This window comes from Pseudomonas sp. KH_017, assembly GCF_057840285.1.
In genome coordinates, this window is record NZ_CM174509.1 from 582,332 (window position 1) to 602,425 (window position 20,094).

Consider the following 20,094-nt stretch of genomic DNA (forward strand, 5'->3'; position numbering starts at 1 on the left):
GGTCGGCAGCAAAGCTGCCAACCCTGGACACAGATCCTGTGGGCCTGATCAGATCAACCGGCCCGGAGGTTCTCAGGCGTCGGGCGCCGAGTCTTTCGGTGCATCAACATCGTCTTCTGCCGCCACTTCACCCTCAGGGTTCAGTGCCGCTTCTTCAGCTGTAGCTTTCTTGCGCTGAAGCTTTTCCTCTTTCTTCTGCTCCTTGGCCAAGTCTCTCTGACGTTTGGCGAAGGAATAATTAGGTTTGGCCATGGGCGATCCTCTGGGGTCGAAGGTGAGGTTGAGCGGCGCATATTCTGCCCTGTATCGGTGCCAAGCCGTTAGCTGGGTTTTTGCTCGGCCCATTTTGGCGCTATGGACGGTTGCCAGGCATCCAGAGCATCGAGCAGGGTTTGCGGCGATTCGCTCACTTGCAGCATGTCACGGTGCTGCCCGCGAACGAAGCCTTCGCCGACGATATGATCGAGAAAAGACGTCAATTTGCTGTAGAAACCGTTCACTTCCAGCAAACCCAGCGGTTTGCCGTGGTAGCCGAGCTGGCCCCAGGTCCAGACTTCGAACAGTTCTTCGAGGGTGCCAAGGCCGCCGGGCAGCGCGATAAAGGCATCGCTGAGTTCGGCCATCCGCGCCTTGCGCGCGTGCATGCCATCGACGACTTCCAGGCGAGTCAGGCCGCTGTGGCCGATTTCCTTGTCCTTGAGGCTTTGCGGGATGATACCGATCACTTCACCGCCGGCCGCCAGGGCCGCATCGGCGACGATGCCCATCAGGCCCACGGCGCCACCGCCATACACCAGGGTCAGCTTGCGCTCGGCCAACGCGCGGCCAAGGGCCACGGCTGCTTCGCGGTAAGCGGGGTTGGTGCCGGTGCTGGCACCACAAAATACACAAACGGATGTTAAAGACATGCCTTGCTCCATGGTCGATCAGGACCACAGAGTAAAGGCAGGCGCACGGCACTCCAAGGGCTAGACTTGTTGTTCCGGGGTTTCGTACGTACCGCTGGCGCCGCAAGCGTAGGCGGCCAGCAAACTGCACAACAGGCTGTTGATCGACATGACAGACGTTCCATTTGAAGGGGGACGGCCTGATGATAGGCCCGGGCCAGACACTTGGCCGGTAGATAATTTGCATCGGCGTCATAGCCCGAAAGTTGTATACAATTTTTGATTCAAGTCATATGAACTTGCGAAGTTTTCAGGCAGTCTTCTGTTCATTCGCGATTTCGTTAACCCTGCCTTGGAGATTCACCATGTTTGCCAAACTTGTTGCGGTATCCCTGTTGACACTGGCCAGCAGCCAATTGATGGCTGCAGAGTGCAAAGTCACCGTCGACTCCACCGACCAGATGTCTTTCGACACGAAGGCCATTGAAATCGACAAGAGCTGCAAGACGTTTACCGTGGAACTCAAGCACTCCGGCAGTTTGCCGAAGAACGTCATGGGCCATAACTGGGTGCTGAGTAAAGAAGCCGACATGCAGCCGATCGCTACCGACGGCCTGAGCGCCGGCATCGACAAGAACTACCTGAAAGAAGGCGATGCCCGCGTGATCGCCCACACCAAGATCATCGGCGCCAAGGAAACCGACTCGGTGACCTTCGATGTGTCCAAGCTCGCGGCCGGTGAAAAGTACGGTTTCTTCTGCTCGTTCCCGGGCCACATCTCGATGATGAAAGGCACCGTGACCCTGAAGTAATCAGGCGCACCGCGTCATCGTTCTTCGCGAGCAAGCCCGCTCCCACAAGGTTCTATGTCGGACACAATTTTTGTGAACACCTGAAACCCTGTGGGAGCGGGCTTGCCCGCGAAGAGGCCAGAAGTATCGACGCATATTTGGCCAAAGAAAAAGCCCGCTGAAGCTCAACACTTCAGCGGGCTTTTTCATTCAATCACCAATCACGGTGCAAACGGCATTACCCGCTTGTGATGGGTCTTGTTGTAGGTATCAACAATGATCTTGAACGCCTCTTCACGCACCGGGTCGCCGTGCAGGAAGGCATCGATCTCGGCGTAGGTCACGCCGTGGGACGCTTCGTCCGGCTTGCCCGGCGACAGGTCTTCGAGGTCGGCGGTCGGGACTTTCTCCACCAGCGACTCCGGCGCGCCGAAGCTGCGGGCGATGGCGCGGACCTGGTTTTTCACCAGGCCACTCAGTGGCGCCAGGTCGCAGGCGCCGTCACCGAACTTGGTGAAGAAACCCATCACCGCTTCCGCCGCGTGATCGGTGCCGATCACCAGGCCATGGGTCGCGCCGGCGATAGTGTACTGGGCGACCATGCGCATGCGCGCCTTGGTGTTGCCGAGCACGAAATCCACCGACACCGCATGTTTGCCTTCGAAAGCCGCCACTTCATTGGCCAGGGCTTTGACCGCCGGGCCGATGTTCACGGTGTGGCGCTCGTCCGGCTTGATGAAGTCCACCGAAGCCTGGGCGTCGTGCTCATCGAACTGGGTTTCGTAGGGCAGGCGCACGGCGATGAATTTGTAGGCGGCATCACCGCTGCGCTGGCGCAGTTCACGGACGGCCCGTTGGGCCAGCAGGCCGGCGGTCAGGGAGTCGACACCGCCACTGATGCCCAGTACCAGGGTCTTGAGCCCGGAGTTGACGAGGCAGTCCTGAATGAAGGTCGCCCGCCGGGCGACTTCGGCCTCAAGGGCGGCTTCGTCGGCGAATGGCGGCTGGACCTTGAGCTGTTCAGCAATCTCACGCTGTACGGCTTGCATGAATTCACTCCTTGCTTGATGTACTTGAAAGGGTGGCAGGAACCTGGAAAACGTGTCGCAAGTAAGCGACGAAATTCGGGTCTTTGCAGTGCGTCTTGCCTGGCTCGTCGGAGATCTTCGCCACCGGCTGGCCGTTGCAGGCGGCCATTTTAAGCACGATGCTCATCGGTTCGACACCCGGAATATCACAGGTCAGGTTGGTGCCGATGCCGAAGCTGACATTGATCCGACCGCGCAGCGCCCGGAATATTTCCAGGCACTTGGGCAATGTCAGGCTGTCGGAGAAGGTCAGTGTCTTGCTCATCGGGTCGATGCCGAGCTTGTGATAGTGGGCGATGGCTTTTTCCGCCCACAGCACCGGATCGCCTGAATCGTGGCGCAAACCGTCGAAAAGCTTGGCGAAAAACAGATCGAAATCGCCGAGGAAGGCATCCATGGTGATGCAGTCGGTCAGGGCAATCCCCAGCAGGCCACGGTATTCGCGGACCCAGCAATCGAGTGCGGCGATCTGGCTGTCGATCAGCCGCGGGCCGAGTTGCTGGTGCGCCATGATCCATTCGTGGGCCATGGTGCCCAGGGGTTTCATGTCCAGTTCCCGGGACAGGTGTACGTTGCTGGTGCCGACGAAGCGTCCGGGGAAGTCGTGCTTGAGCACATTCACCACTTCTTCCTGCACCCGATACGAGAAGCGACGGCGCGTGCCGAAATCGGCCACCTGCAATTCGGACAATTCATCACTGCTGGCGTTGGCGCTCAGCCAGTCGAACTTGCGGTAGAGCTGCTCACGGGCCTGCTCCAGAACGACTTCGCGGTAGCGATAGCGATTGCGCACCTCGCTGACCAGGGCCAGAAGCGGTACTTCGAACAGGATCACATGCAGCCAGGGGCCCCGCAGGCGGATAAACAGTTCACCGTTTTCGAGGCCGGTGTGGATGTAGCGCAGGTTAAAGCGGAACAAACCGAGAAAACGCAGGAAGTCCGGCTTCAGGAAGCTGATGCGTTCCAGAAAGCTCAACTGGTCGGCACTCAGGCTCAGTTCGGCCAGGCGCTCGATCTGGAAACGGATTTCCGCCAGGTACGGGCGCAAGTCCTCGCTGTTACGGCAACGAAACTCCCATTCGACTTCGACGTTCGGGTAGTTGTGCAGCACCGCCTGCATCATCGTCAGTTTGTAGAAGTCGGTGTCGAGCAGGTTCTGCACGATGCGATCGGCAAACACACTCTCGCTCATAACGGGGGTTCTCCACATTGAATAGAGCTAGTGGCGCATAACGGTGATGGGGATTGCCAGCAATTTTTTAGCCAGCAGCAGAACCTTGTGGGATTGTGCAGGGGCTTAATGTTGCACCGCCTCCGGGCTATCGATCTGCTCCAGCATCCACTTCACAAAGTCCCGCACCTTGGGCACTTCCGCCGAGTGTTCCGGGTAAGCAAGGTAATAGGCGTCGGTGCTGGGCATTGCATGCTGCCAGGGAATGACCAGCTTGCCGTCAGTCAGTTCCTCTTCCACCAGAAAGCGTGGCAGCAACGCCACGCCGCAACCGACCTGGGCGGCGCGGATGCACATATAAAAGGTTTCGAAGCGCGGGCCGTGGTAGCTGTGTTCGGTGTGGTAGCCCTGATGGTCGAACCAGTCATGCCAGGCCTGGGGGCGGGAAGCGTTTTGCAGCAAGACTAGGTCAGTCAGTTGCGTCGGATCGGTAAACGGTGTGTCCGGCAGGCTGCCCGGGGCGCACACTGGCACCAGCTCTTCGCCGAACAGCTTCAGGCATTCGGAGCCGGGCCGCGAGCCCTGGCCGAAGTAGAACGCCAGGTCGCTGCGACCTTGCAGCAGATCGTCGGCCTCCTGTTCGCTGCACAGGTCCAAGTGGATCGACGGGTGCCGCAGGCGCCAGCCTTTCAGGCGCGGCACCAGCCAGCGCGCACCGAAAGTCGGAGGCGTCGAGACGCGCAGGACTTCTGTTTCGCCACCGTAGGAACGCAGGTAATGGGTCGACATCTCGACCTGCGTGAGGATTTTTCGCACTTCAACCAGGTACAGGTCGCCGGCCGGCGTCATCTGCAGCCGGCGGCGCACCCGGCGAAACAGCAGGTGTTGCAACAGCTCTTCGAGTTGCGCAACCTGTTTGCTCACGGCGCTCTGGGTCAGGTTCAACTCTTCGGCGGCCCGGGTGAAGCTCAAGTGCCGGGTGACGGCCTCGAAGCACTGCAACGCAGCGATCGATGGCAAGTAGCGTTTATTCAGCATGGGCGGTCCTTGGTTCTTGTTTCTTATTGCCAGCAATGCACAGCATGAATAAACGGAATGATATCTCTCTTAATGGTCGTTTGTTGAGTAACCTCCGGGCAGCTAAAACTACAGGTCTGATCAGCCGTGAATTTCCGGCTGCACGTGTTCTGTCTTTTGCTTGAGGAGTGACCCATGGTTGCCGCATTGCTTGATCGTCTAGGTGTGAACCCGGCCCTGTACCAGAACGGCAAAGTGCCGGTGCATTCGCCGATCGATGGCAGCAGGATCGCCGCCGTGAACTGGGAAGGCGCTGCTGAAGTCGAGCAGCACATCAGTCGCGCAGATCATGCGTTCGAACTGTGGCGCAAGGTTCCGGCGCCGCGCCGTGGCGAGCTGGTGCGACAACTGGGCGATATCCTGCGTGAATACAAGGCTGACCTCGGCGAGCTGGTGTCCTGGGAAGCCGGCAAGATCACCCAGGAAGGCCTGGGTGAAGTTCAGGAAATGATCGACATCTGCGACTTCGCCGTCGGCCTGTCCCGTCAGCTGTACGGTTTGACCATCGCCTCCGAGCGTCCTGGCCATCACATGCGTGAAACCTGGCACCCGCTGGGCGTCGTCGGCGTGATCAGTGCGTTCAACTTCCCGGTCGCGGTCTGGGCCTGGAACGCCACCCTGGCGCTGGTCTGCGGCAACCCGGTGATCTGGAAGCCGTCGGAAAAGACCCCGCTGACCGCACTGGCTTGCCAGGCGCTGTTCGATCGTGTGCTGAAGAACTTCAGCGATGCGCCACCGCATCTGAGCCAGGTGATTATTGGCGGTCGCGATGCCGGCGAAGCCTTGGTCGATGATCCGCGTGTCGCGCTGGTCAGCGCTACCGGCAGCACCCGCATGGGCCGTGAAGTGGCGCCGAAAATCGCCGCCCGCTTCGCCCGCAGCATCCTGGAGCTGGGGGGCAACAACGCAATGATCCTCGGCCCAAGCGCCGACCTGGACATGGCCGTTCGCGCCATTCTGTTCAGCGCCGTCGGCACCGCCGGCCAGCGTTGCACCACTTTGCGCCGCCTGATCGCCCATGAATCGGTGAAAGAAGAAATCGTCACCCGCCTGAAAGCCGCGTACTCGAAAGTGCGTATCGGCCATCCGCTGGAAGGCAACCTGATCGGCCCGCTGATCGACAAGCAAAGCTTCGACAACATGCAGGACTCGCTGGAACAGGCCTTGAGCGAAGGCGGCCGGGTGTTTGGCGGTGAGCGTCAGTTGCAAGACAAGTTCCCGAATGCCTACTACGTGTCGCCGGCCATCGTCGAAATGCCGGAGCAGAGCGATGTGGTCTGCCACGAAACCTTCGCCCCGATCCTGTACGTGGTCGGTTACAGCGATTTCCAGGAAGCCCTGCGCCTGAACAACGCCGTGCCGCAAGGCCTGTCCTCGTGCATCTTCACCACCGACGTGCGTGAAGCCGAGCAGTTCATGTCGGCGGTGGGCAGCGACTGCGGCATTGCCAACGTCAACATCGGCCCGAGCGGCGCGGAAATCGGTGGCGCGTTTGGTGGCGAGAAAGAAACCGGCGGCGGTCGCGAGTCCGGCTCCGATGCGTGGCGCGGCTACATGCGCCGCCAGACCAACACCGTGAACTATTCGCTGGAGTTGCCGTTGGCGCAGGGTATTACGTTTGACTGAGTCTTGAGTCAAACAAGATCCCCTGTGGGAGCGGGCTTGCTCGCGAATGCAATCTGTCAGCCGACATTAATGGTGACTGACATACCGCTTTCGCGAGCAAGCCCGCTCCCACACTGATTTGTGTGGGTGGTTAGGTTTCATTTTCGGAGTCTGGCAATGCCGTTACGCGAAGAGTGTCTGTGGGAAAAACTGACGCCGCAGAGGCCGGACAATTCGGCCCTCAAGGGTGAGGTCTCGGTGGATGTCTGCGTCATCGGCGCCGGGTTTACCGGTTTGTCGGCGGCGGTGCATCTGCTGGAGCAAGGCAAGACCGTTTGTGTGCTGGAGGCTCACCGCGCCGGCCATGGTGGTTCGGGGCGCAACGTCGGGCTGGTCAATGCCGGGATGTGGATTCCCCCGGACGAGATCGAAGCCGGGTTCGGCGAGGCGGTCGGCAGCCAGCTCAACCGCATGCTGGGGGCGGCGCCATCGCTGGTGTTCAGCCTTGTGGACAAGTACAACATCGATTGCCAGTTGCGCCGCGAAGGCACGCTGCACATGGCGCACAACGCCCGCGGTGAAGCCGATCTGCGCAGTCGTGAAGAACAATGGAAACGTCGCGGTGCGCCGGTAGAGCTGCTCACCGGGCAAGCTTGTGAACAAGCCACCGGCACAAAAAAAATCGCCGCCGCGCTGCTCGATCGCCGCGCTGGCACGCTCAACCCGATGGCCTATACCACGGGGTTGGCCAAAGCGGCCATCGGCCTGGGTGGTCAATTATTCGATCACTCCCCGGTCACCCGACTTGAGCGTCAGGGCCAACGCTGGTCCGTGCAAACCGCCCAGGGCTCGGTCATGGCCGAGAAGGTGGTGATTGCCTCCAATGCCTACACCGAAGGCGACTGGACGGAACTGCGGCGCAATTTCTTCCCGGGTTATTACTATCAGGTGGCTTCGGTGCCGCTGACCGAAGAAGCCGCCCGGCAAATTCTGCCCGGTGGCCAAGGGTCCTGGGACACCCGGCAGGTGCTCAGTAGTATTCGTCGGGATAAAGACGGTCGCCTGCTGCTTGGCAGTCTGGGTAATGGCAATCAGAAACCGGCCTGGTTTCTCAAAGCCTGGGCCGACCGGGTGCAGCAACATTACTTCCCTTACCTGAAACCGGTGGAATGGGAGTGCACCTGGACCGGTTGCATCGCCTTTACCCCCGATCATTTGATGCGTCTATTCGAACCGGCGGCCGGTTTAGTGGCAGTCACCGGTTACAACGGCCGGGGCGTGACCACGGGAACGGTGGTCGGCAAGGCCTTTGCCGATTACCTGTGTAACGGAAATCCTCAAGCGCTACCGATTCCCTTTGCTCCCATGCAGCCACTGACCGGGGTGGGGTTGCGCAGCTGTCTGTATGAGGCGGGATTCTCGCTGTATCACGCAGGCCAGTGCCTGCGGATCGTGATCTGAAGGTTGATTTTTGCAGTGGGAAGCGGCGCTTTTTCGATCTGCAGCTAGCCTGTAGTGGTGCGGGTTGTAGCAGTCCCGCACCAGCAGTGTGCACTTCGGTGACGCACGTTGTTACAGGCTGGTTGCACGTCGTTTAAAGCTGCGGTTGCAATGATGGCGCAGGCGGGTTGCGCCTCAAAAAAATAATGGTTTCACCTTCCGCGGTTTAGACGGTTGCACGCCCAATGAAAATGGGACCGAAACAGTCGAAATAACAAGACAGCAGCGACTTTTTTCAGAATAAAAAACCGATGGCACGGCCCTTGCTCAGAGCATTCAGTGAAGTCGCAGTGCCAATTAAAAAAAACCATGGAGCACCACCTCATGTCCCAGACGTTTTACAAGAAAGGCTTTCTGGCCCTCGCAGTGGCAACTGCGCTGGGTGTTTCTGCGTTTGCTCAGGCTGACATCAAGATCGGCGTAGCGGGACCAATGACGGGCGCCAACGCGGCATTTGGCGAGCAGTACATGAAGGGTGCACAGGCAGCGGCCGATGCGGTCAACGCGGCGGGCGGGGTTAACGGGGAGAAAATCGTACTGGTCAAGGGCGATGACGCCTGCGAACCGAAACAGGCTGTGACGGTCGCCAAAGACCTGACCAACCAGAAAGTCGCCGGCGTGGTCGGTCACTTCTGCTCCTCGTCGACCATCCCGGCCTCCGAGATCTACGACGAAGCAGGCATCATTGCAATCACTCCAGGCTCCACCAACCCGGCTGTGACCGAGCGTGGCCTGAGCGCCATGTTCCGTATGTGCGGGCGTGACGACCAGCAAGGCATCGTGGCCGGCGACTACATCGTCGACGTGCTCAAGGGCAAGAAGGTTGTCGTGCTGCACGACAAGGACACCTACGGCCAGGGCCTGGCGGATGCCACCAAGGCTCAACTGGTCAAGCGCGGCGTAACGCCTGTGCTGTATGAAGGCCTGACCCGTGGCGAGAAAGACTTCAGCACCATCGTCACCAAGATCCGCGGCGCCGGCGCTGACGTCGTCTACTTTGGTGGTCTGCACCCGGAAGCCGGTCCTCTGGTGCGTCAACTGCGTGAACAAGGCCTGAAAGACGTCAAGTTCATGTCCGATGACGGCATCGTGACCGACGAACTGGTGACCACCGCTGGCGGTCCGCAATTCGTTGACGGCGTGCTGATGACCTTCGGTGCCGACCCACGCATGCTGCCAGACAGCAAGACCGTGGTAGACGCCTTCCGCAAGGCCGGTACCGAGCCTGAAGGCTACACCCTGTACGCCTACGCTTCGGTCCAGACCCTGGCAGCAGCCTTCAACGGCGCCAAGTCCAACAAGGGCGAAGAAGCGGCTGCATGGCTGAAGAAGAACCCGGTCAAGACCGTCATGGGCGAGAAGACCTGGGACAGCAAGGGCGACCTGAAAATCTCCGACTACGTGGTTTACCAGTGGGACAAGGATGGCAAGTACCACCAGCTGGAAAAACAGAAGTAAGGGCTGACTCAATCGGGTGAACCCCACGGGCCCCCTGTGGGAGCGAGGTTGCTCGCGATGACGGACTGGCAGGCGACAACTTTGTTGAATGTTCAACCGCTATCGCAGGCAAGCCAGCTCCCACAGGGGCCGTGGTGGCCTGCCTGATCGTGTCTGACATTGCTCCGACGTATATCTGTATTTTCCTTAGAAGAACCGCGCAGCCACATGTGCAGGTTCTCATTGCGTGAGATTGCGTTATGGATGGTATTTTCCTGCAGCAACTGGTCAACGGCCTGACCCTCGGGTCGGTCTATGGCCTGATCGCCATCGGCTACACAATGGTCTATGGCATCATCGGCATGATCAACTTCGCCCACGGCGAGGTTTACATGATTTCCGCTTACCTCGCGGCAATCAGTCTGGCTCTGCTGGCTTACTTCGGTATCGAATCCTTCCCGCTGCTGATGCTTGGCACACTGATCTTCACCATCGTCGTCACGGCGGTGTATGGCTGGGTCATCGAGCGCGTCGCCTACAAGCCCCTGCGCAACTCCACCCGACTCGCACCGTTGATCAGTGCGATCGGCATCTCCCTGATCCTGCAAAACTACGCACAGATCTCCCAGGGCGCGAAGCAACAAGGTGTTCCGACTTTGCTCTCGGGTGCCTGGCGCGTTGATATCGGTACCGGTTTCGTTCAGTTGACCTACACCAAGGTCTTCATTCTGGTCGCCGCGTTCGTCGGGATGGCTGCGCTGACCTACATCATCAAGTACACCAAGCTCGGCCGCATGTGCCGTGCAACCCAGCAAGACCGCAAGATGGCTTCGATCCTGGGGATCAACACCGATCGGGTGATTTCCTACGTATTCATCATCGGTGCTGCGATGGCGGCCCTGGCCGGCGTGCTGATCACCATGAACTACGGCACATTCGACTTCTATGCCGGCTTCATCATCGGGATCAAGGCGTTCACCGCCGCGGTACTTGGCGGGATTGGCTCACTGCCCGGCGCGATGCTCGGCGGAATCATTCTCGGGATTTCCGAGTCGCTGTTTTCCGGTCTGGTGAACTCGGACTACAAAGACGTTTTCAGCTTCTCGTTGCTGGTCCTCGTTCTGGTCTTTCGGCCTCAAGGCCTGCTCGGCCGTCCTCTTGTGTCGAAGGTGTAAGCGATGTCTTCAACCACTAAAAAAACCATTGATATCAAAAAAAGTCTGGTTGACGCGATTCTTGCCGGCCTCATTGCCCTGATCGTGTTCGGGCCGATTGTCGGCGTCGTTCTCGATGGCTATGGCTTCAACCTGGAAACCACCCGGGTGGCGTGGATCGTGGCGATCGTCATGGCCGGACGCTTTGCCCTGAGCATGTTCCTGCAGACATCCAAGGGCCTGAGAATCCTCGAAGGCTTTGAAACGACAGGCTCCGGGGTGCATGTACTGGCACCGGACTACAAGTCGCGGCTGCGCTGGATCATCCCGCTGATGATCGTCATCGCCGTGGTGCTGCCGTTTTTCTCCAACTCCTACCTGCTGGGCGTGGTCATTCTCGGGCTGATCTACGTGCTGCTGGGGCTGGGGCTGAACATCGTGGTCGGCCTGGCCGGCCTGCTCGACCTCGGTTACGTGGCGTTCTACGCCATCGGTGCCTACGGCCTGGCGCTCGGTTATCAATACCTTGGGCTGGGCTTCTGGACGGTGTTGCCGCTGGCGGCGATTACCGCCGGCCTTGCCGGTTGCATCCTCGGCTTCCCGGTGTTGCGCCTGCATGGCGACTACCTGGCGATCGTGACCCTGGGTTTCGGTGAAATCATCCGTCTGATCCTCAACAACTGGTTGTCGCTGACTGGCGGCCCGAACGGCATGGCAGCGCCGTTGCCAACCTTCTTCGGCATCGAGTTCGGAAAAAGGGCGAAAGAGGGCGGAGTGCCGTTCCATGAATTCTTCGGCATCGCCTACAACCCTGACGTGAAGTACTACTTCATCTACGTCGTGTTGTTCCTGGTGGTCCTGGCCGTGCTGCACATCAAGCATCGCCTGACCCGCATGCCGGTCGGCCGCGCCTGGGAAGCCCTGCGCGAAGACGAAATCGCCTGCCGCTCCATGGGCTTGAACCACGTACTGGTCAAGCTCTCGGCGTTCACCATCGGTGCCTCGACGGCCGGTCTGGCCGGGGTGTTTTTCGCCACCTACCAGGGCTTCGTCAACCCGACCTCGTTCACCTTCTTCGAATCGGCGCTGATCCTCGCCATCGTGGTACTGGGGGGCATGGGTTCGACCATAGGCGTCGTAATTGCAGCCTTCGTGCTGACCGTCGCCCCGGAACTGCTGCGTGGCTTCGCCGAATACCGCGTGCTGCTGTTCGGCATCCTGATGGTGTTGATGATGATCTGGCGCCCGCGCGGCCTGATTCGGATCAGCCGTACCGGTGTGACCCCGCGTAAAGGAGTAGCGCCATGAGCGAAGTCGTACTCAGTGTAGAAAAGCTGATGATGCACTTCGGCGGCATCAAGGCGTTGAGCGATGTCAGCCTGAAAGTGCACCGCAACTCGATCTTCGCCCTGATCGGTCCTAACGGCGCCGGCAAAACCACGGTGTTCAACTGCCTGACCGGGTTCTACAAAGCCTCCGGCGGCAAGATCGAACTCAACATCCGTGGGCAACAGACCAACGTCATCAAGTTGCTGGGTGAGTCGTTCAAGCCAACGGATTTCGTTTCGCCGAAATCCTTCGCCAGTCGGCTGTTCTACAAGGCGTTCGGCGGCACCCACCTGGTGAATCGTGCAGGCCTGGCGCGGACCTTCCAGAACATTCGCCTGTTCAAGGAAATGTCGGTGCTGGAAAACCTGCTGGTGGCCCAGCACATGTGGGTCAACCGCAGCATGCTTGCCGGCATCCTCAATACCAAGGGCTATCGCAAGGCCGAGAGCGATGCACTGGACCACGCGTTCTACTGGCTGGAAGTGGTGGACCTGGTGGACTGCGCCAACCGCCTGGCCGGTGAACTGTCCTACGGCCAGCAGCGCCGCCTGGAAATCGCCCGCGCCATGTGCACCCGTCCGCAGATCATCTGCCTCGACGAACCGGCCGCCGGCCTCAACCCTCAGGAAACCGAAGCGCTGAGCGCGATGATCCGGCTGCTGCGCGACGAGCACGATCTGACCGTGGTGCTGATCGAACACGACATGGGCATGGTTATGAGTATCTCCGACCACATCGTGGTGCTGGACCACGGCATCGTCATCGCCGAGGGTGGTCCCGACGACATCCGCAACGACCCGAAAGTGATTGCCGCGTATCTGGGCGCCGAAGAAGAGGAGGTGGTATGAGTAAACCCATCCTCGAACTCAAGGATCTGGACGTGTTTTACGGCCCGATCCAGGCCCTTAAAGGCGTCTCGCTGCACATTAACGAAGGGGAAACCGTCAGCCTGATCGGCTCCAACGGTGCCGGCAAGTCGACCCTGCTGATGTCGATTTTCGGCCAGCCAAGGGCGGCGGACGGGCAGATCCTTTATCAGGGCGTGGACATTACCCACAAGTCGTCCCACTACATCGCCTCCAACGGCATCGCGCAATCGCCGGAAGGGCGGCGGGTGTTCCCCGACATGACCGTCGAGGAGAACCTGCTGATGGGCACCATCCCTATCGGTGACAAGTACGCCAAGGAGGACATGCAGCGCATGTTCGAGCTGTTCCCGCGGCTCGAAGAGCGGCGTACCCAACGGGCGATGACCATGTCCGGCGGCGAGCAGCAAATGCTCGCCATCGCCCGGGCCCTGATGAGCCGGCCCAAGTTGTTGCTGCTCGATGAACCGAGCCTGGGCCTGGCGCCGATCGTGGTGAAGCAGATCTTTGCCACTCTGCGTGAACTGGCCAAGACCGGCATGACCATCTTCCTGGTGGAGCAGAACGCCAACCACGCCCTGCGGTTGTCGGACCGGGCGTATGTGATGGTCAACGGTGAAATCCGCATGACCGGCACCGGCAAGGAGTTGTTGGTCAACGAGGATGTGCGTAACGCCTATCTCGGCGGGCACTGAGTCTGCTTTGTTATGCACAAGCCCCGGCGCGCAATCGTCGGGGCTTTTTTACATCTCCAATCCACCGCAAATCCCCTGTGGGAGCGGGCTTGCTCGCGAATGCGGCGTCAAATTCAACATCATCAGGACAGATCCACCGCTTTCGCGAGCAAGCCCGCTCCCACAGGGGGGGCTCGATGCGCTTTAAAGAAATTGTGGAAAACAATATTCCCAAGCTCGCAAAGCGCGACATAAAGCCGCTGCAAATAGTTGTTTTGTCACGGTTTTGACTTGTCCCCGTTTGCTGTGGAACCGGCTGTGAATAACGTGGGAGTAGCTGACTGGAGGCCTTTTAAACCGTGGCTTGCAGAGGTGTGGTTGTTTTTTGATCAGGTGTTTTTGCGCAGCTTGCAGGTCGCTTTGTCAACCTTTTTGTTCGGGGCGCAAGTGCGTGAAATCGGCGTGGACAAGCCTGTGGATAAGTCTGTGATTAAACTCTGGAAAGACTCGGCTGAAGGCCGTGGTTACTGGCTTGGCGCCATCGTCGGTTTGACCCGTCAGTCATGAAAATGGCCAAGGGCTACACGGCAGGCGGTTGAGGGTCAAGCAAAAAAGTTTCAAAACCCCGCGCAAAGCCTTGTGGATAGCGGCTTGCAGCTTTTCCACTTGCCCCCAGAGACTGTGGACCGGCCTGTGGATAACGTGCGCGCACATGGCTGTAGGCCACGCTGGTCAAGGGCTTGCCGGGATTGAGCGTTTTTTGAACAGTTTGAACGGTGGTTGCCGCTGTGAACAAGGCCGGGCATGCTGCCTGCTGATTTTCTATTCCAATGGCTGGCGATCAGCCGAAGCAAGGAGAACACGATGTCCAACACCCTGTTTATTACCGGCGCGACCTCCGGTTTTGGTGAAGCCTGCGCCCGTCGTTTCGCCGAGGCCGGCTGGAAACTGGTGCTGACTGGCCGTCGTGAGGAGCGCCTCAATGCGTTGTGCGCCGAGCTGTCGAAGCAGACCGAAGTCCATGGCCTGGTGCTCGATGTGCGTGATCGCAAGGCCATGGAGGAGGCGATTGCCAATCTGCCGCCATCCTTTGCCAAACTGCGCGGGTTGATCAACAACGCCGGGCTGGCCCTGGGGGTTGATCCGGCGCCCAAGTGCGACCTGGACGACTGGGACACCATGGTCGATACCAACGTCAAGGGCCTGATGTACAGCACCCGTCTGCTGTTGCCGCGCCTGATCGCCCACGGTCGTGGTGCCGGTATCGTCAACCTGGGGTCCATCGCCGGCAACTACCCGTACCCGGGCAGCCACGTGTATGGCGCGACCAAGGCGTTCGTCAAACAGTTCTCCGTGAACCTGCGCTGCGACCTGCAAGGCACGGGCGTACGGGTCAGCAACATCGAGCCGGGCCTGTGCGAGAGCGAGTTCTCGCTGGTGCGTTTTGCCGGTGACCAGGAGCGCTACAACGCCACTTACGCCGGCGCCGAGCCGATTCAGCCGCAGGACATCGCCGAGACCATCTTCTGGGTGCTCAATGCGCCGGCGCATATCAATATCAACAGCCTGGAGCTGATGCCGGTCAGCCAGACCTGGGCCGGGTTTGCTATCGAGCGTAAGTCTTAAGACCGCGTAACGGCCATTCGCGGGCAAGCCCGCTCCCACAGAATTTTGTGTCGTCCACACAACTTGTGTGCACCTTGACCCACTGTGGGAGCGGGCTTGCTCGCGAAGGGGTCGGAACTGGCAGTGCAAGACATCAGCTAGACTCCTCACCCAATAACTCCGCCACACCCGGCGGTCTAGAGGTTTTAGAGGAGATCAAGTGAGTAATCGAGGCGAGCAGTCGCTGCTCAAACAATCGACCTTCCTGATGCTCGCCGTGACATTCGCCGGGATCATCACCGGTTTTGTTTCGGGCGCCCAATCCATCCTGTTCGATGGCTTCTTTTCGTTAATCGCGGCCTTCATCAAGGTCCTGATGCTGATCACCGCCAGGCTGATCGCCAAGGAAAGCAACCAGCGCTTCCAGTTCGGCTCCTGGCACCTGGAGCCCATGGTGCTGGTGATCGAAGGCTGTTTCATATTTCTGGTGGCCGTTTATGCGTTTCTCAACGGCGTGTTCGGCATCATCAATGGAGGCCGCGAGGTCGAGCTCGGGCTGGTGATCCTCTACGCGGCGGTGTTCACCGTCGTTGAGCTCATTTACTTCTTCTACGTCCGCCATCGCAATCGCACACTCAAGTCATCGCTGATCCAGTTCGACAACATCAGTTGGCTGGTGGACGCGATGCTGTCGGCGGGGCTGCTGGTGAGTTTCCTGATCGCGCTGCTGCTCAAGACTCAGGGTTACGACAAGTGGGCGGTGTATGTCGACCCGATGATCCTGATCCTGCTGGCCTTGGGCATGCTGCCCCCGGCGTTCAAAATCCTCAGCCCGGCACTGCGCGATGTATTGGGGATCGTTCCGGATCAATTGGACGACAAGGTGCGTCAGGTGATGGAGGTGGCGAAGGTCGAGCATGGTTTCGACGATTACGTTTCCTACGTGCAGAAACACGGCAGGGCCTGTTTTATCGAGATTCACATCGTATTGCCGAAGGATTACTGGCTGGACGGTGTGGGGCAACTGGACAGTTTGCGCGAGGAGATTTCCGCGAAGCTCGGTAAGCCGGATGCAGCGCGATGGCTGACCATCAGCTTTACCGGGGATCGCAAGTGGACTGAGTGATTGGAGTTCACCTTGTGGCGAGATATTGCGCCAACCCGCGATAACAGGTTGCCAGGTGATAAGGCGTGGTCGACGGCATGTCGCGCCGGCTGACTTCACCGTGCTCGTCACGGCACTCAAACCAACCTCCCTCGTGTAGCGAGCGTTGCTGCAACGCCTGCAATTGGCGCAGCACGACGGCCTCGCTGTCCCGCCGCAGCGTCAATGCGCGCAGGTACTCGGCCTGGGCCCAGATACGCTGCGTGGCGTCCCGGACGCCGTGATCCGCTGCGAAGTCGAGCATTGCCCGCACGGCGCCAGTCTGCTGATCGACGCCCACTTGCTCGGTAAAGGCGAAGGCCCGCTCCAGATCGGCATGCAGCGTCGAATCGCGCAACAGCGCCGAGGATTCCAGCAGGAAATACCACTCGAACTGGTGCCCCGGTTCAAACCAGTTATCCACAGATCCCAGCGGCTTTTCCATCAACACGCCGTGCTGCGGATCGATAAAGCGCGCGTGCATGGCTGTGCATAACTCGACGAGCGCCTGTTGCACGTCGAGGTCTTCACGCACCGACAGGGTGGCAAGGAATGCTTCGGCCAGGTGCATCAGCGGATTTTGCAAAGGGCCGCTGTCCAGCGATGCCCAGTCGCGCTCGAGCGTGGCTTCGTACAGACCGTCGTCCGTGGCGAAACGCTGGGCAATCACTTCCAGCGAGGCATTGAGCACCGACTCCACCAGCGGCTCGCGGACCTTGTTCCAGTAATGGGCGCAGGCGAACAGGATGAAGGCGTGGGTGTAGAGGTCCTTGCGCTGATCCAGCGGCGCACCTTGCGCATCGACGCTGTAGAACCAGCCGCCGTGCTCGGCATCGTGGAAGTGCCGCTGCAAGGAGCGGAACAACGCGGCGGCACGCTCTTCGGCGCCCGGCACCTGACCGATCAGGCTGGCAAACAGATACAACTGCCGCGCACAGGCCATGGCCCGGTAGCGTTGCGGTGGCAGCGGTTGGTGTCCGGCATCCAGCGCCTCATAGGGCAACGCCATGTCGGCGTTCCAGCCCGGCCCTTGCCAGAGCGGCACGATGACGTTCAGGAAGTGCTGTTGCACCGAGGCAAACAGGGCGGTCAGTTCAGGCTGGGAGGCGGAGCGGGAAACAGGCGGCATTGGCTGGCGTCGTCACGGCAGGGGCGATTGCGCGACATGTTAGCAGAGAGGTCGGCCTGAGCGATGCGGTGTCTGTCAGGTCGCCTTCGCGAGCAAGCCCGCTCCCACAGGAACCCGCGGTGTACATGCGATCGTAACCACACTACAAAAACCTGTGGGAGCGGGCTTGCCCGCGAAGAGGCCAATTCAGGCGCTAGAGAATCAACCCGCCAGTAACCACACTCCGGTCGCCGCCGAAGCCGCGCCCGCCAGTCGCACCAGCGGCGCTGCCGCTTGCGGCAACACCCGCACCAGCGCATAACCCGCCGCGTGCAACACCGCCGTCGCTGCGACAAAGCCTGTGGCGTAGGTCCAGGGACTCGACATGTCCGGCAGTTCCAGCCCATGTGCGACACCATGGAACAGCGCAAACAACGCCGTCGCACCCACCGCCATCATCAACGGTGGACGCACTGCCAAGGCAACCGCCAGCCCCAAGGCCAACACGGAAGCGGCAATCGCGCTCTCCAGTGCAGGCAGGTTCAATCCTTCAAAGCCCAACAGCCCGCCAATCAACATGGTGCCGACAAAGGCGCACGGCAGCGCCCAACGCGCAGCGCCTTGCTGCTGTGCCGCCCACAAACCGACCGCCAGCATCGCCAGCAAGTGATCGAGGCCGCCAAGCGGATGGCTGATACCGGCGATCAAGCCGTTGTCGCCATGCCCCGGATGGGCGAAGGCGAGGGTCGGGGCCAGCAGCAGGGCCAGGGCGCCGAGAATGCGTTTGAGTGTCATGGATAAGCTTCCTTGTTGATAAGTCGTGATCAGGCCGCGGTCAGCAAACCCTGGCGTTCGATGAAGGCGATGATCTCTTCCAGACCCAGGCCGGTTTTCTGATTGCTGAACACGAACGGCTTGCCGTTGCGCATGCGCTGGGTGTCGCTGTTCATCATCTCCAGCGAGGCACCGACCAGCGGCGCGAGGTCGATCTTGTTGATCACCAACAGGTCGGATTTACAGATCCCCGGCCCACCCTTGCGCGGCAGCTTGTCGCCGGCCGAGACGTCGATCACGTAGATCGTCAGGTCGGACAGTTCCGGGCTGAAGGTCGCCGAGAGGTTGTCGCCACCGGACTCCACGAGAATCAGGTCCAGCCCCGGAAAACGGCGATTGAGTTGATCCACGGCTTCAAGGTTGATCGAGGCGTCTTCGCGGATGGCCGTGTGCGGGCAGCCGCCGGTTTCCACGCCAATGATGCGTTCCGGCGCCAGGGCTTCGTTGCGCACCAGAAAGTCGGCGTCTTCGCGGGTGTAGATGTCGTTGGTCACCACGGCCAGGTTGTAGCGCTCGCGCAGGGCCAGGCACAGGGCCAGGGTCAGGGCGGTTTTGCCGGAGCCGACCGGGCCGCCGATGCCGACGCGCAGGGGTTGTGCGTTCATGTGATTCTCCAAAATAAAAGGCCCTAGGAACGGAACAGACGGCTGTACTGGCGCTCGTGGGCCATACACGCCAGGGACAGGCCGAAAGCGGCGCTGCCGTAATGATCGGGATCGATTCGGGTGGCGTTCTGTTGAGCTTGTTGAAGCAGCGGCAGCAGTTCGCTGGTCAGGCGTTGGGCAGCTTGCTGACCGAGGGGCAGGGTCTTCATCAGCACTGCCAACTGGTTTTCCAACCAGCTCCAGAGCCACGCGGCCAGGGCGTCCTGCGGGCTGATGTGCCAGGCGCGCGCGGCCAAGGCCCAACCCAGGGCCAGATGTGGCTCGCTGCGTTGTTCGAGGAAGGCACGGGCCGGCGCATCGAGTTCCGGCAAGCCATTGAGCAATTGCTGCAACGAGTAGCCCATCTGCCGGCTCTCCTGATGCAGTTCGCGGGTTTCGCGACTGGCGCGATGCTCATCGCAGCTCTGCAGCAATTCGTCCCAGTTTTCCTCGCTGGCGGCCACGCAATGGGCGAGCAACAGCGGCGCTTCGAAGCGTGCCAGATTCAAAAGCAACTGATCGCTGATCCAGCGCCGGGCGCTGTCGGGGTCGTGAACCCGACCGTTATCCACAGCCATTTCCAGCCCTTGGGAGTAGCTGTAGCCGCCAATCGGCAATTGCGGACTGGCCAGGCGCAACAGCGCCCAGGCCGGGTTCATGTGCGTACGCCGAACTGGTGCAGTTTCGGCGCGTAGTTGAAGTCTTCATCACCGTGGCGCGAGTGGTGATGGCCACCGCCGTAGGCGCCATGTTCCGGCTGGAACGGTGCTTCGATGTTCTCGGCATGGGCGCCGAGTTGTTCGAGCATGGCCTTGAGCACGTAATCGTCGAGCAGGCGCAACCAGCCGTTGCCGACTTGCAGGGCGACATGGCGGTTGCCCAGGTGATAGGCCGCGCGGGTCAGTTCAAAAGCATTGGCGCAAGTGACGTGCAGCAATTGTTCGGGGCGGGCGCAAACGCGGACGATTCGCCCGTCTTCGGCTTGCAGGCATTCGCCGTCATGCAACGGCGACTGGCCGCGCTGCAAAAACAACCCGACGTCTTCGCCTTCGGCACTGAAACAGCGCAAACGGCTTTTGCTGCGGGCTTCGAACGTCAGGTGCAGTTCGGCGGCCCAAACGGGTTGAGGGTCGATTCTGCGATGAATCACCAGCATCGGAAGGCTTCCAGCAATGGACAA

21 protein-coding genes are annotated in these 20,094 nt (G+C 60.1%); 11 read left to right on the forward strand and 10 right to left on the reverse strand.

Features of this window, described 5'->3' with window-relative positions:
- Window positions 1–72: 72 nt before the first annotated feature.
- Both AC3IT6_RS02595 and AC3IT6_RS02600 read right to left on the reverse strand, forming a co-directional pair.
- Window positions 73–252 (reverse strand): hypothetical protein, encoded by a 180-nt coding sequence (locus tag AC3IT6_RS02595; RefSeq protein ID WP_007973286.1) that lies wholly within the window; start codon window positions 250–252, stop codon window positions 73–75.
- A gap of 68 nt (window positions 253–320) precedes the next feature.
- Complete coding sequence (locus AC3IT6_RS02600) at window positions 321–908, reverse strand: cytokinin riboside 5'-monophosphate phosphoribohydrolase (protein WP_057397746.1); 588 nt, start codon at window positions 906–908, stop codon at window positions 321–323.
- Between the two features lie 344 nt (window positions 909–1,252).
- Between AC3IT6_RS02600 and azu the strand changes: the two genes are divergently transcribed.
- Window positions 1,253–1,699: an azurin gene (gene azu / locus AC3IT6_RS02605; RefSeq protein ID WP_015093240.1), complete on the forward strand. Its 447-nt coding sequence runs from the start codon at window positions 1,253–1,255 to the stop codon at window positions 1,697–1,699.
- A gap of 200 nt (window positions 1,700–1,899) precedes the next feature.
- Here azu and nadE read toward each other — a convergent pair whose 3' ends face one another.
- From nadE to AC3IT6_RS02620, 3 genes are all read right to left on the reverse strand, one after another.
- Window positions 1,900–2,727: an NAD(+) synthase gene (gene nadE, locus AC3IT6_RS02610; RefSeq protein ID WP_489354191.1), complete on the reverse strand. Its 828-nt coding sequence runs from the start codon at window positions 2,725–2,727 to the stop codon at window positions 1,900–1,902.
- Between the two features lie 4 nt (window positions 2,728–2,731).
- Window positions 2,732–3,958: a nicotinate phosphoribosyltransferase gene (pncB, locus tag AC3IT6_RS02615; RefSeq protein ID WP_489354192.1), complete on the reverse strand. Its 1,227-nt coding sequence runs from the start codon at window positions 3,956–3,958 to the stop codon at window positions 2,732–2,734.
- Between the two features lie 105 nt (window positions 3,959–4,063).
- On the reverse strand, window positions 4,064–4,975 hold the full coding sequence (locus AC3IT6_RS02620; protein ID WP_489354193.1) for a LysR family transcriptional regulator: 912 nt from the start codon (window positions 4,973–4,975) through the stop codon (window positions 4,064–4,066).
- 174 nt (window positions 4,976–5,149) lie between these two features.
- Between AC3IT6_RS02620 and amaB the strand changes: the two genes are divergently transcribed.
- From amaB to AC3IT6_RS02670, 10 genes are all read left to right on the forward strand, one after another.
- Complete coding sequence (gene amaB, locus AC3IT6_RS02625; RefSeq protein ID WP_489354194.1) at window positions 5,150–6,640, forward strand: L-piperidine-6-carboxylate dehydrogenase; 1,491 nt, start codon at window positions 5,150–5,152, stop codon at window positions 6,638–6,640.
- Between the two features lie 156 nt (window positions 6,641–6,796).
- Window positions 6,797–8,080, forward strand: a complete 1,284-nt coding sequence (amaA, locus tag AC3IT6_RS02630) for an L-pipecolate oxidase (RefSeq protein WP_489354195.1) — start codon at window positions 6,797–6,799, stop codon at window positions 8,078–8,080.
- A gap of 363 nt (window positions 8,081–8,443) precedes the next feature.
- Entirely contained in the window at window positions 8,444–9,577 is a 1,134-nt protein-coding gene (locus AC3IT6_RS02635; RefSeq protein WP_053153757.1) for an ABC transporter substrate-binding protein, read from the forward strand.
- A 239-nt stretch (window positions 9,578–9,816) separates the two neighbouring features.
- A complete protein-coding gene (locus tag AC3IT6_RS02640) occupies window positions 9,817–10,731 on the forward strand; it encodes an ABC transporter permease subunit (RefSeq protein ID WP_008048116.1) in 915 nt (304 codons plus the stop codon).
- 3 nt (window positions 10,732–10,734) lie between these two features.
- Window positions 10,735–12,018, forward strand: a complete 1,284-nt coding sequence (gene livM, locus AC3IT6_RS02645; RefSeq protein ID WP_458370582.1) for a high-affinity branched-chain amino acid ABC transporter permease LivM — start codon at window positions 10,735–10,737, stop codon at window positions 12,016–12,018.
- Window positions 12,015–12,887, forward strand: coding sequence for an ABC transporter ATP-binding protein (locus tag AC3IT6_RS02650; protein WP_095945441.1), 873 nt, complete (start codon window positions 12,015–12,017; stop codon window positions 12,885–12,887). The genes livM and AC3IT6_RS02650 overlap by 4 nt, the downstream gene beginning before the upstream one ends.
- Window positions 12,884–13,600, forward strand: a complete 717-nt coding sequence (locus tag AC3IT6_RS02655; protein WP_007979701.1) for an ABC transporter ATP-binding protein — start codon at window positions 12,884–12,886, stop codon at window positions 13,598–13,600. The genes AC3IT6_RS02650 and AC3IT6_RS02655 overlap by 4 nt, the downstream gene beginning before the upstream one ends.
- A 297-nt stretch (window positions 13,601–13,897) precedes the next feature.
- The gene (locus AC3IT6_RS02660) at window positions 13,898–14,146 is read left to right on the forward strand and encodes a hypothetical protein (RefSeq protein WP_489354196.1); all 249 of its coding nucleotides are present in this window, start codon (window positions 13,898–13,900) and stop codon (window positions 14,144–14,146) included.
- A gap of 297 nt (window positions 14,147–14,443) precedes the next feature.
- A complete protein-coding gene (locus AC3IT6_RS02665) occupies window positions 14,444–15,205 on the forward strand; it encodes an SDR family oxidoreductase (RefSeq protein ID WP_056725413.1) in 762 nt (253 codons plus the stop codon).
- A 199-nt stretch (window positions 15,206–15,404) separates the two neighbouring features.
- A complete protein-coding gene (locus tag AC3IT6_RS02670; protein ID WP_489354197.1) occupies window positions 15,405–16,310 on the forward strand; it encodes a cation diffusion facilitator family transporter in 906 nt (301 codons plus the stop codon).
- A 7-nt stretch (window positions 16,311–16,317) separates the two neighbouring features.
- Here AC3IT6_RS02670 and AC3IT6_RS02675 read toward each other — a convergent pair whose 3' ends face one another.
- The 5 genes from AC3IT6_RS02675 to ureE form a co-directional block, all read right to left on the reverse strand.
- A complete protein-coding gene (locus AC3IT6_RS02675) occupies window positions 16,318–17,457 on the reverse strand; it encodes an AGE family epimerase/isomerase (RefSeq protein WP_489354198.1) in 1,140 nt (379 codons plus the stop codon).
- A gap of 201 nt (window positions 17,458–17,658) precedes the next feature.
- Entirely contained in the window at window positions 17,659–18,231 is a 573-nt protein-coding gene (locus AC3IT6_RS02680; RefSeq protein WP_489354199.1) for a HupE/UreJ family protein, read from the reverse strand.
- Window positions 18,232–18,260: 29 nt separating this feature from the next.
- Window positions 18,261–18,875: an urease accessory protein UreG gene (gene ureG / locus AC3IT6_RS02685; protein ID WP_090452850.1), complete on the reverse strand. Its 615-nt coding sequence runs from the start codon at window positions 18,873–18,875 to the stop codon at window positions 18,261–18,263.
- A 23-nt stretch (window positions 18,876–18,898) separates the two neighbouring features.
- A complete protein-coding gene (locus AC3IT6_RS02690; RefSeq protein WP_489354200.1) occupies window positions 18,899–19,573 on the reverse strand; it encodes an urease accessory protein UreF in 675 nt (224 codons plus the stop codon).
- Window positions 19,570–20,070: an urease accessory protein UreE gene (ureE, locus tag AC3IT6_RS02695; protein WP_489354201.1), complete on the reverse strand. Its 501-nt coding sequence runs from the start codon at window positions 20,068–20,070 to the stop codon at window positions 19,570–19,572. The genes AC3IT6_RS02690 and ureE overlap by 4 nt, the downstream gene beginning before the upstream one ends.
- Between the last annotated feature and the right edge of the window lie 24 nt (window positions 20,071–20,094).

Bases quoted from the DNA above. Each gene is read 5' to 3' on its own strand.
- AC3IT6_RS02650 (WP_095945441.1), top strand. From the start codon at position 12,015: ATGAGCGAAGTCGTACTCAGTGTAGAAAAGCTGATGATGCACTTCGGC.
- AC3IT6_RS02620 (WP_489354193.1), bottom strand. From the start codon at position 4,975: ATGCTGAATAAACGCTACTTGCCATCGATCGCTGCGTTGCAGTGCTTC.
- azu (WP_015093240.1), top strand. From the start codon at position 1,253: ATGTTTGCCAAACTTGTTGCGGTATCCCTGTTGACACTGGCCAGCAGC.
- AC3IT6_RS02690 (WP_489354200.1), bottom strand. From the start codon at position 19,573: ATGAACCCGGCCTGGGCGCTGTTGCGCCTGGCCAGTCCGCAATTGCCG.
- AC3IT6_RS02640 (WP_008048116.1), top strand. From the start codon at position 9,817: ATGGATGGTATTTTCCTGCAGCAACTGGTCAACGGCCTGACCCTCGGG.
- amaB (WP_489354194.1), top strand. From the start codon at position 5,150: ATGGTTGCCGCATTGCTTGATCGTCTAGGTGTGAACCCGGCCCTGTAC.
- AC3IT6_RS02600 (WP_057397746.1), bottom strand. From the start codon at position 908: ATGTCTTTAACATCCGTTTGTGTATTTTGTGGTGCCAGCACCGGCACC.
- amaA (WP_489354195.1), top strand. From the start codon at position 6,797: ATGCCGTTACGCGAAGAGTGTCTGTGGGAAAAACTGACGCCGCAGAGG.
- AC3IT6_RS02680 (WP_489354199.1), bottom strand. From the start codon at position 18,231: ATGACACTCAAACGCATTCTCGGCGCCCTGGCCCTGCTGCTGGCCCCG.
- nadE (WP_489354191.1), bottom strand. From the start codon at position 2,727: ATGCAAGCCGTACAGCGTGAGATTGCTGAACAGCTCAAGGTCCAGCCG.
- AC3IT6_RS02655 (WP_007979701.1), top strand. From the start codon at position 12,884: ATGAGTAAACCCATCCTCGAACTCAAGGATCTGGACGTGTTTTACGGC.
- livM (WP_458370582.1), top strand. From the start codon at position 10,735: ATGTCTTCAACCACTAAAAAAACCATTGATATCAAAAAAAGTCTGGTT.
- pncB (WP_489354192.1), bottom strand. From the start codon at position 3,958: ATGAGCGAGAGTGTGTTTGCCGATCGCATCGTGCAGAACCTGCTCGAC.
- AC3IT6_RS02675 (WP_489354198.1), bottom strand. From the start codon at position 17,457: ATGCCGCCTGTTTCCCGCTCCGCCTCCCAGCCTGAACTGACCGCCCTG.
- AC3IT6_RS02635 (WP_053153757.1), top strand. From the start codon at position 8,444: ATGTCCCAGACGTTTTACAAGAAAGGCTTTCTGGCCCTCGCAGTGGCA.
- ureE (WP_489354201.1), bottom strand. From the start codon at position 20,070: ATGCTGGTGATTCATCGCAGAATCGACCCTCAACCCGTTTGGGCCGCC.
- AC3IT6_RS02595 (WP_007973286.1), bottom strand. From the start codon at position 252: ATGGCCAAACCTAATTATTCCTTCGCCAAACGTCAGAGAGACTTGGCC.
- ureG (WP_090452850.1), bottom strand. From the start codon at position 18,875: ATGAACGCACAACCCCTGCGCGTCGGCATCGGCGGCCCGGTCGGCTCC.
- AC3IT6_RS02665 (WP_056725413.1), top strand. From the start codon at position 14,444: ATGTCCAACACCCTGTTTATTACCGGCGCGACCTCCGGTTTTGGTGAA.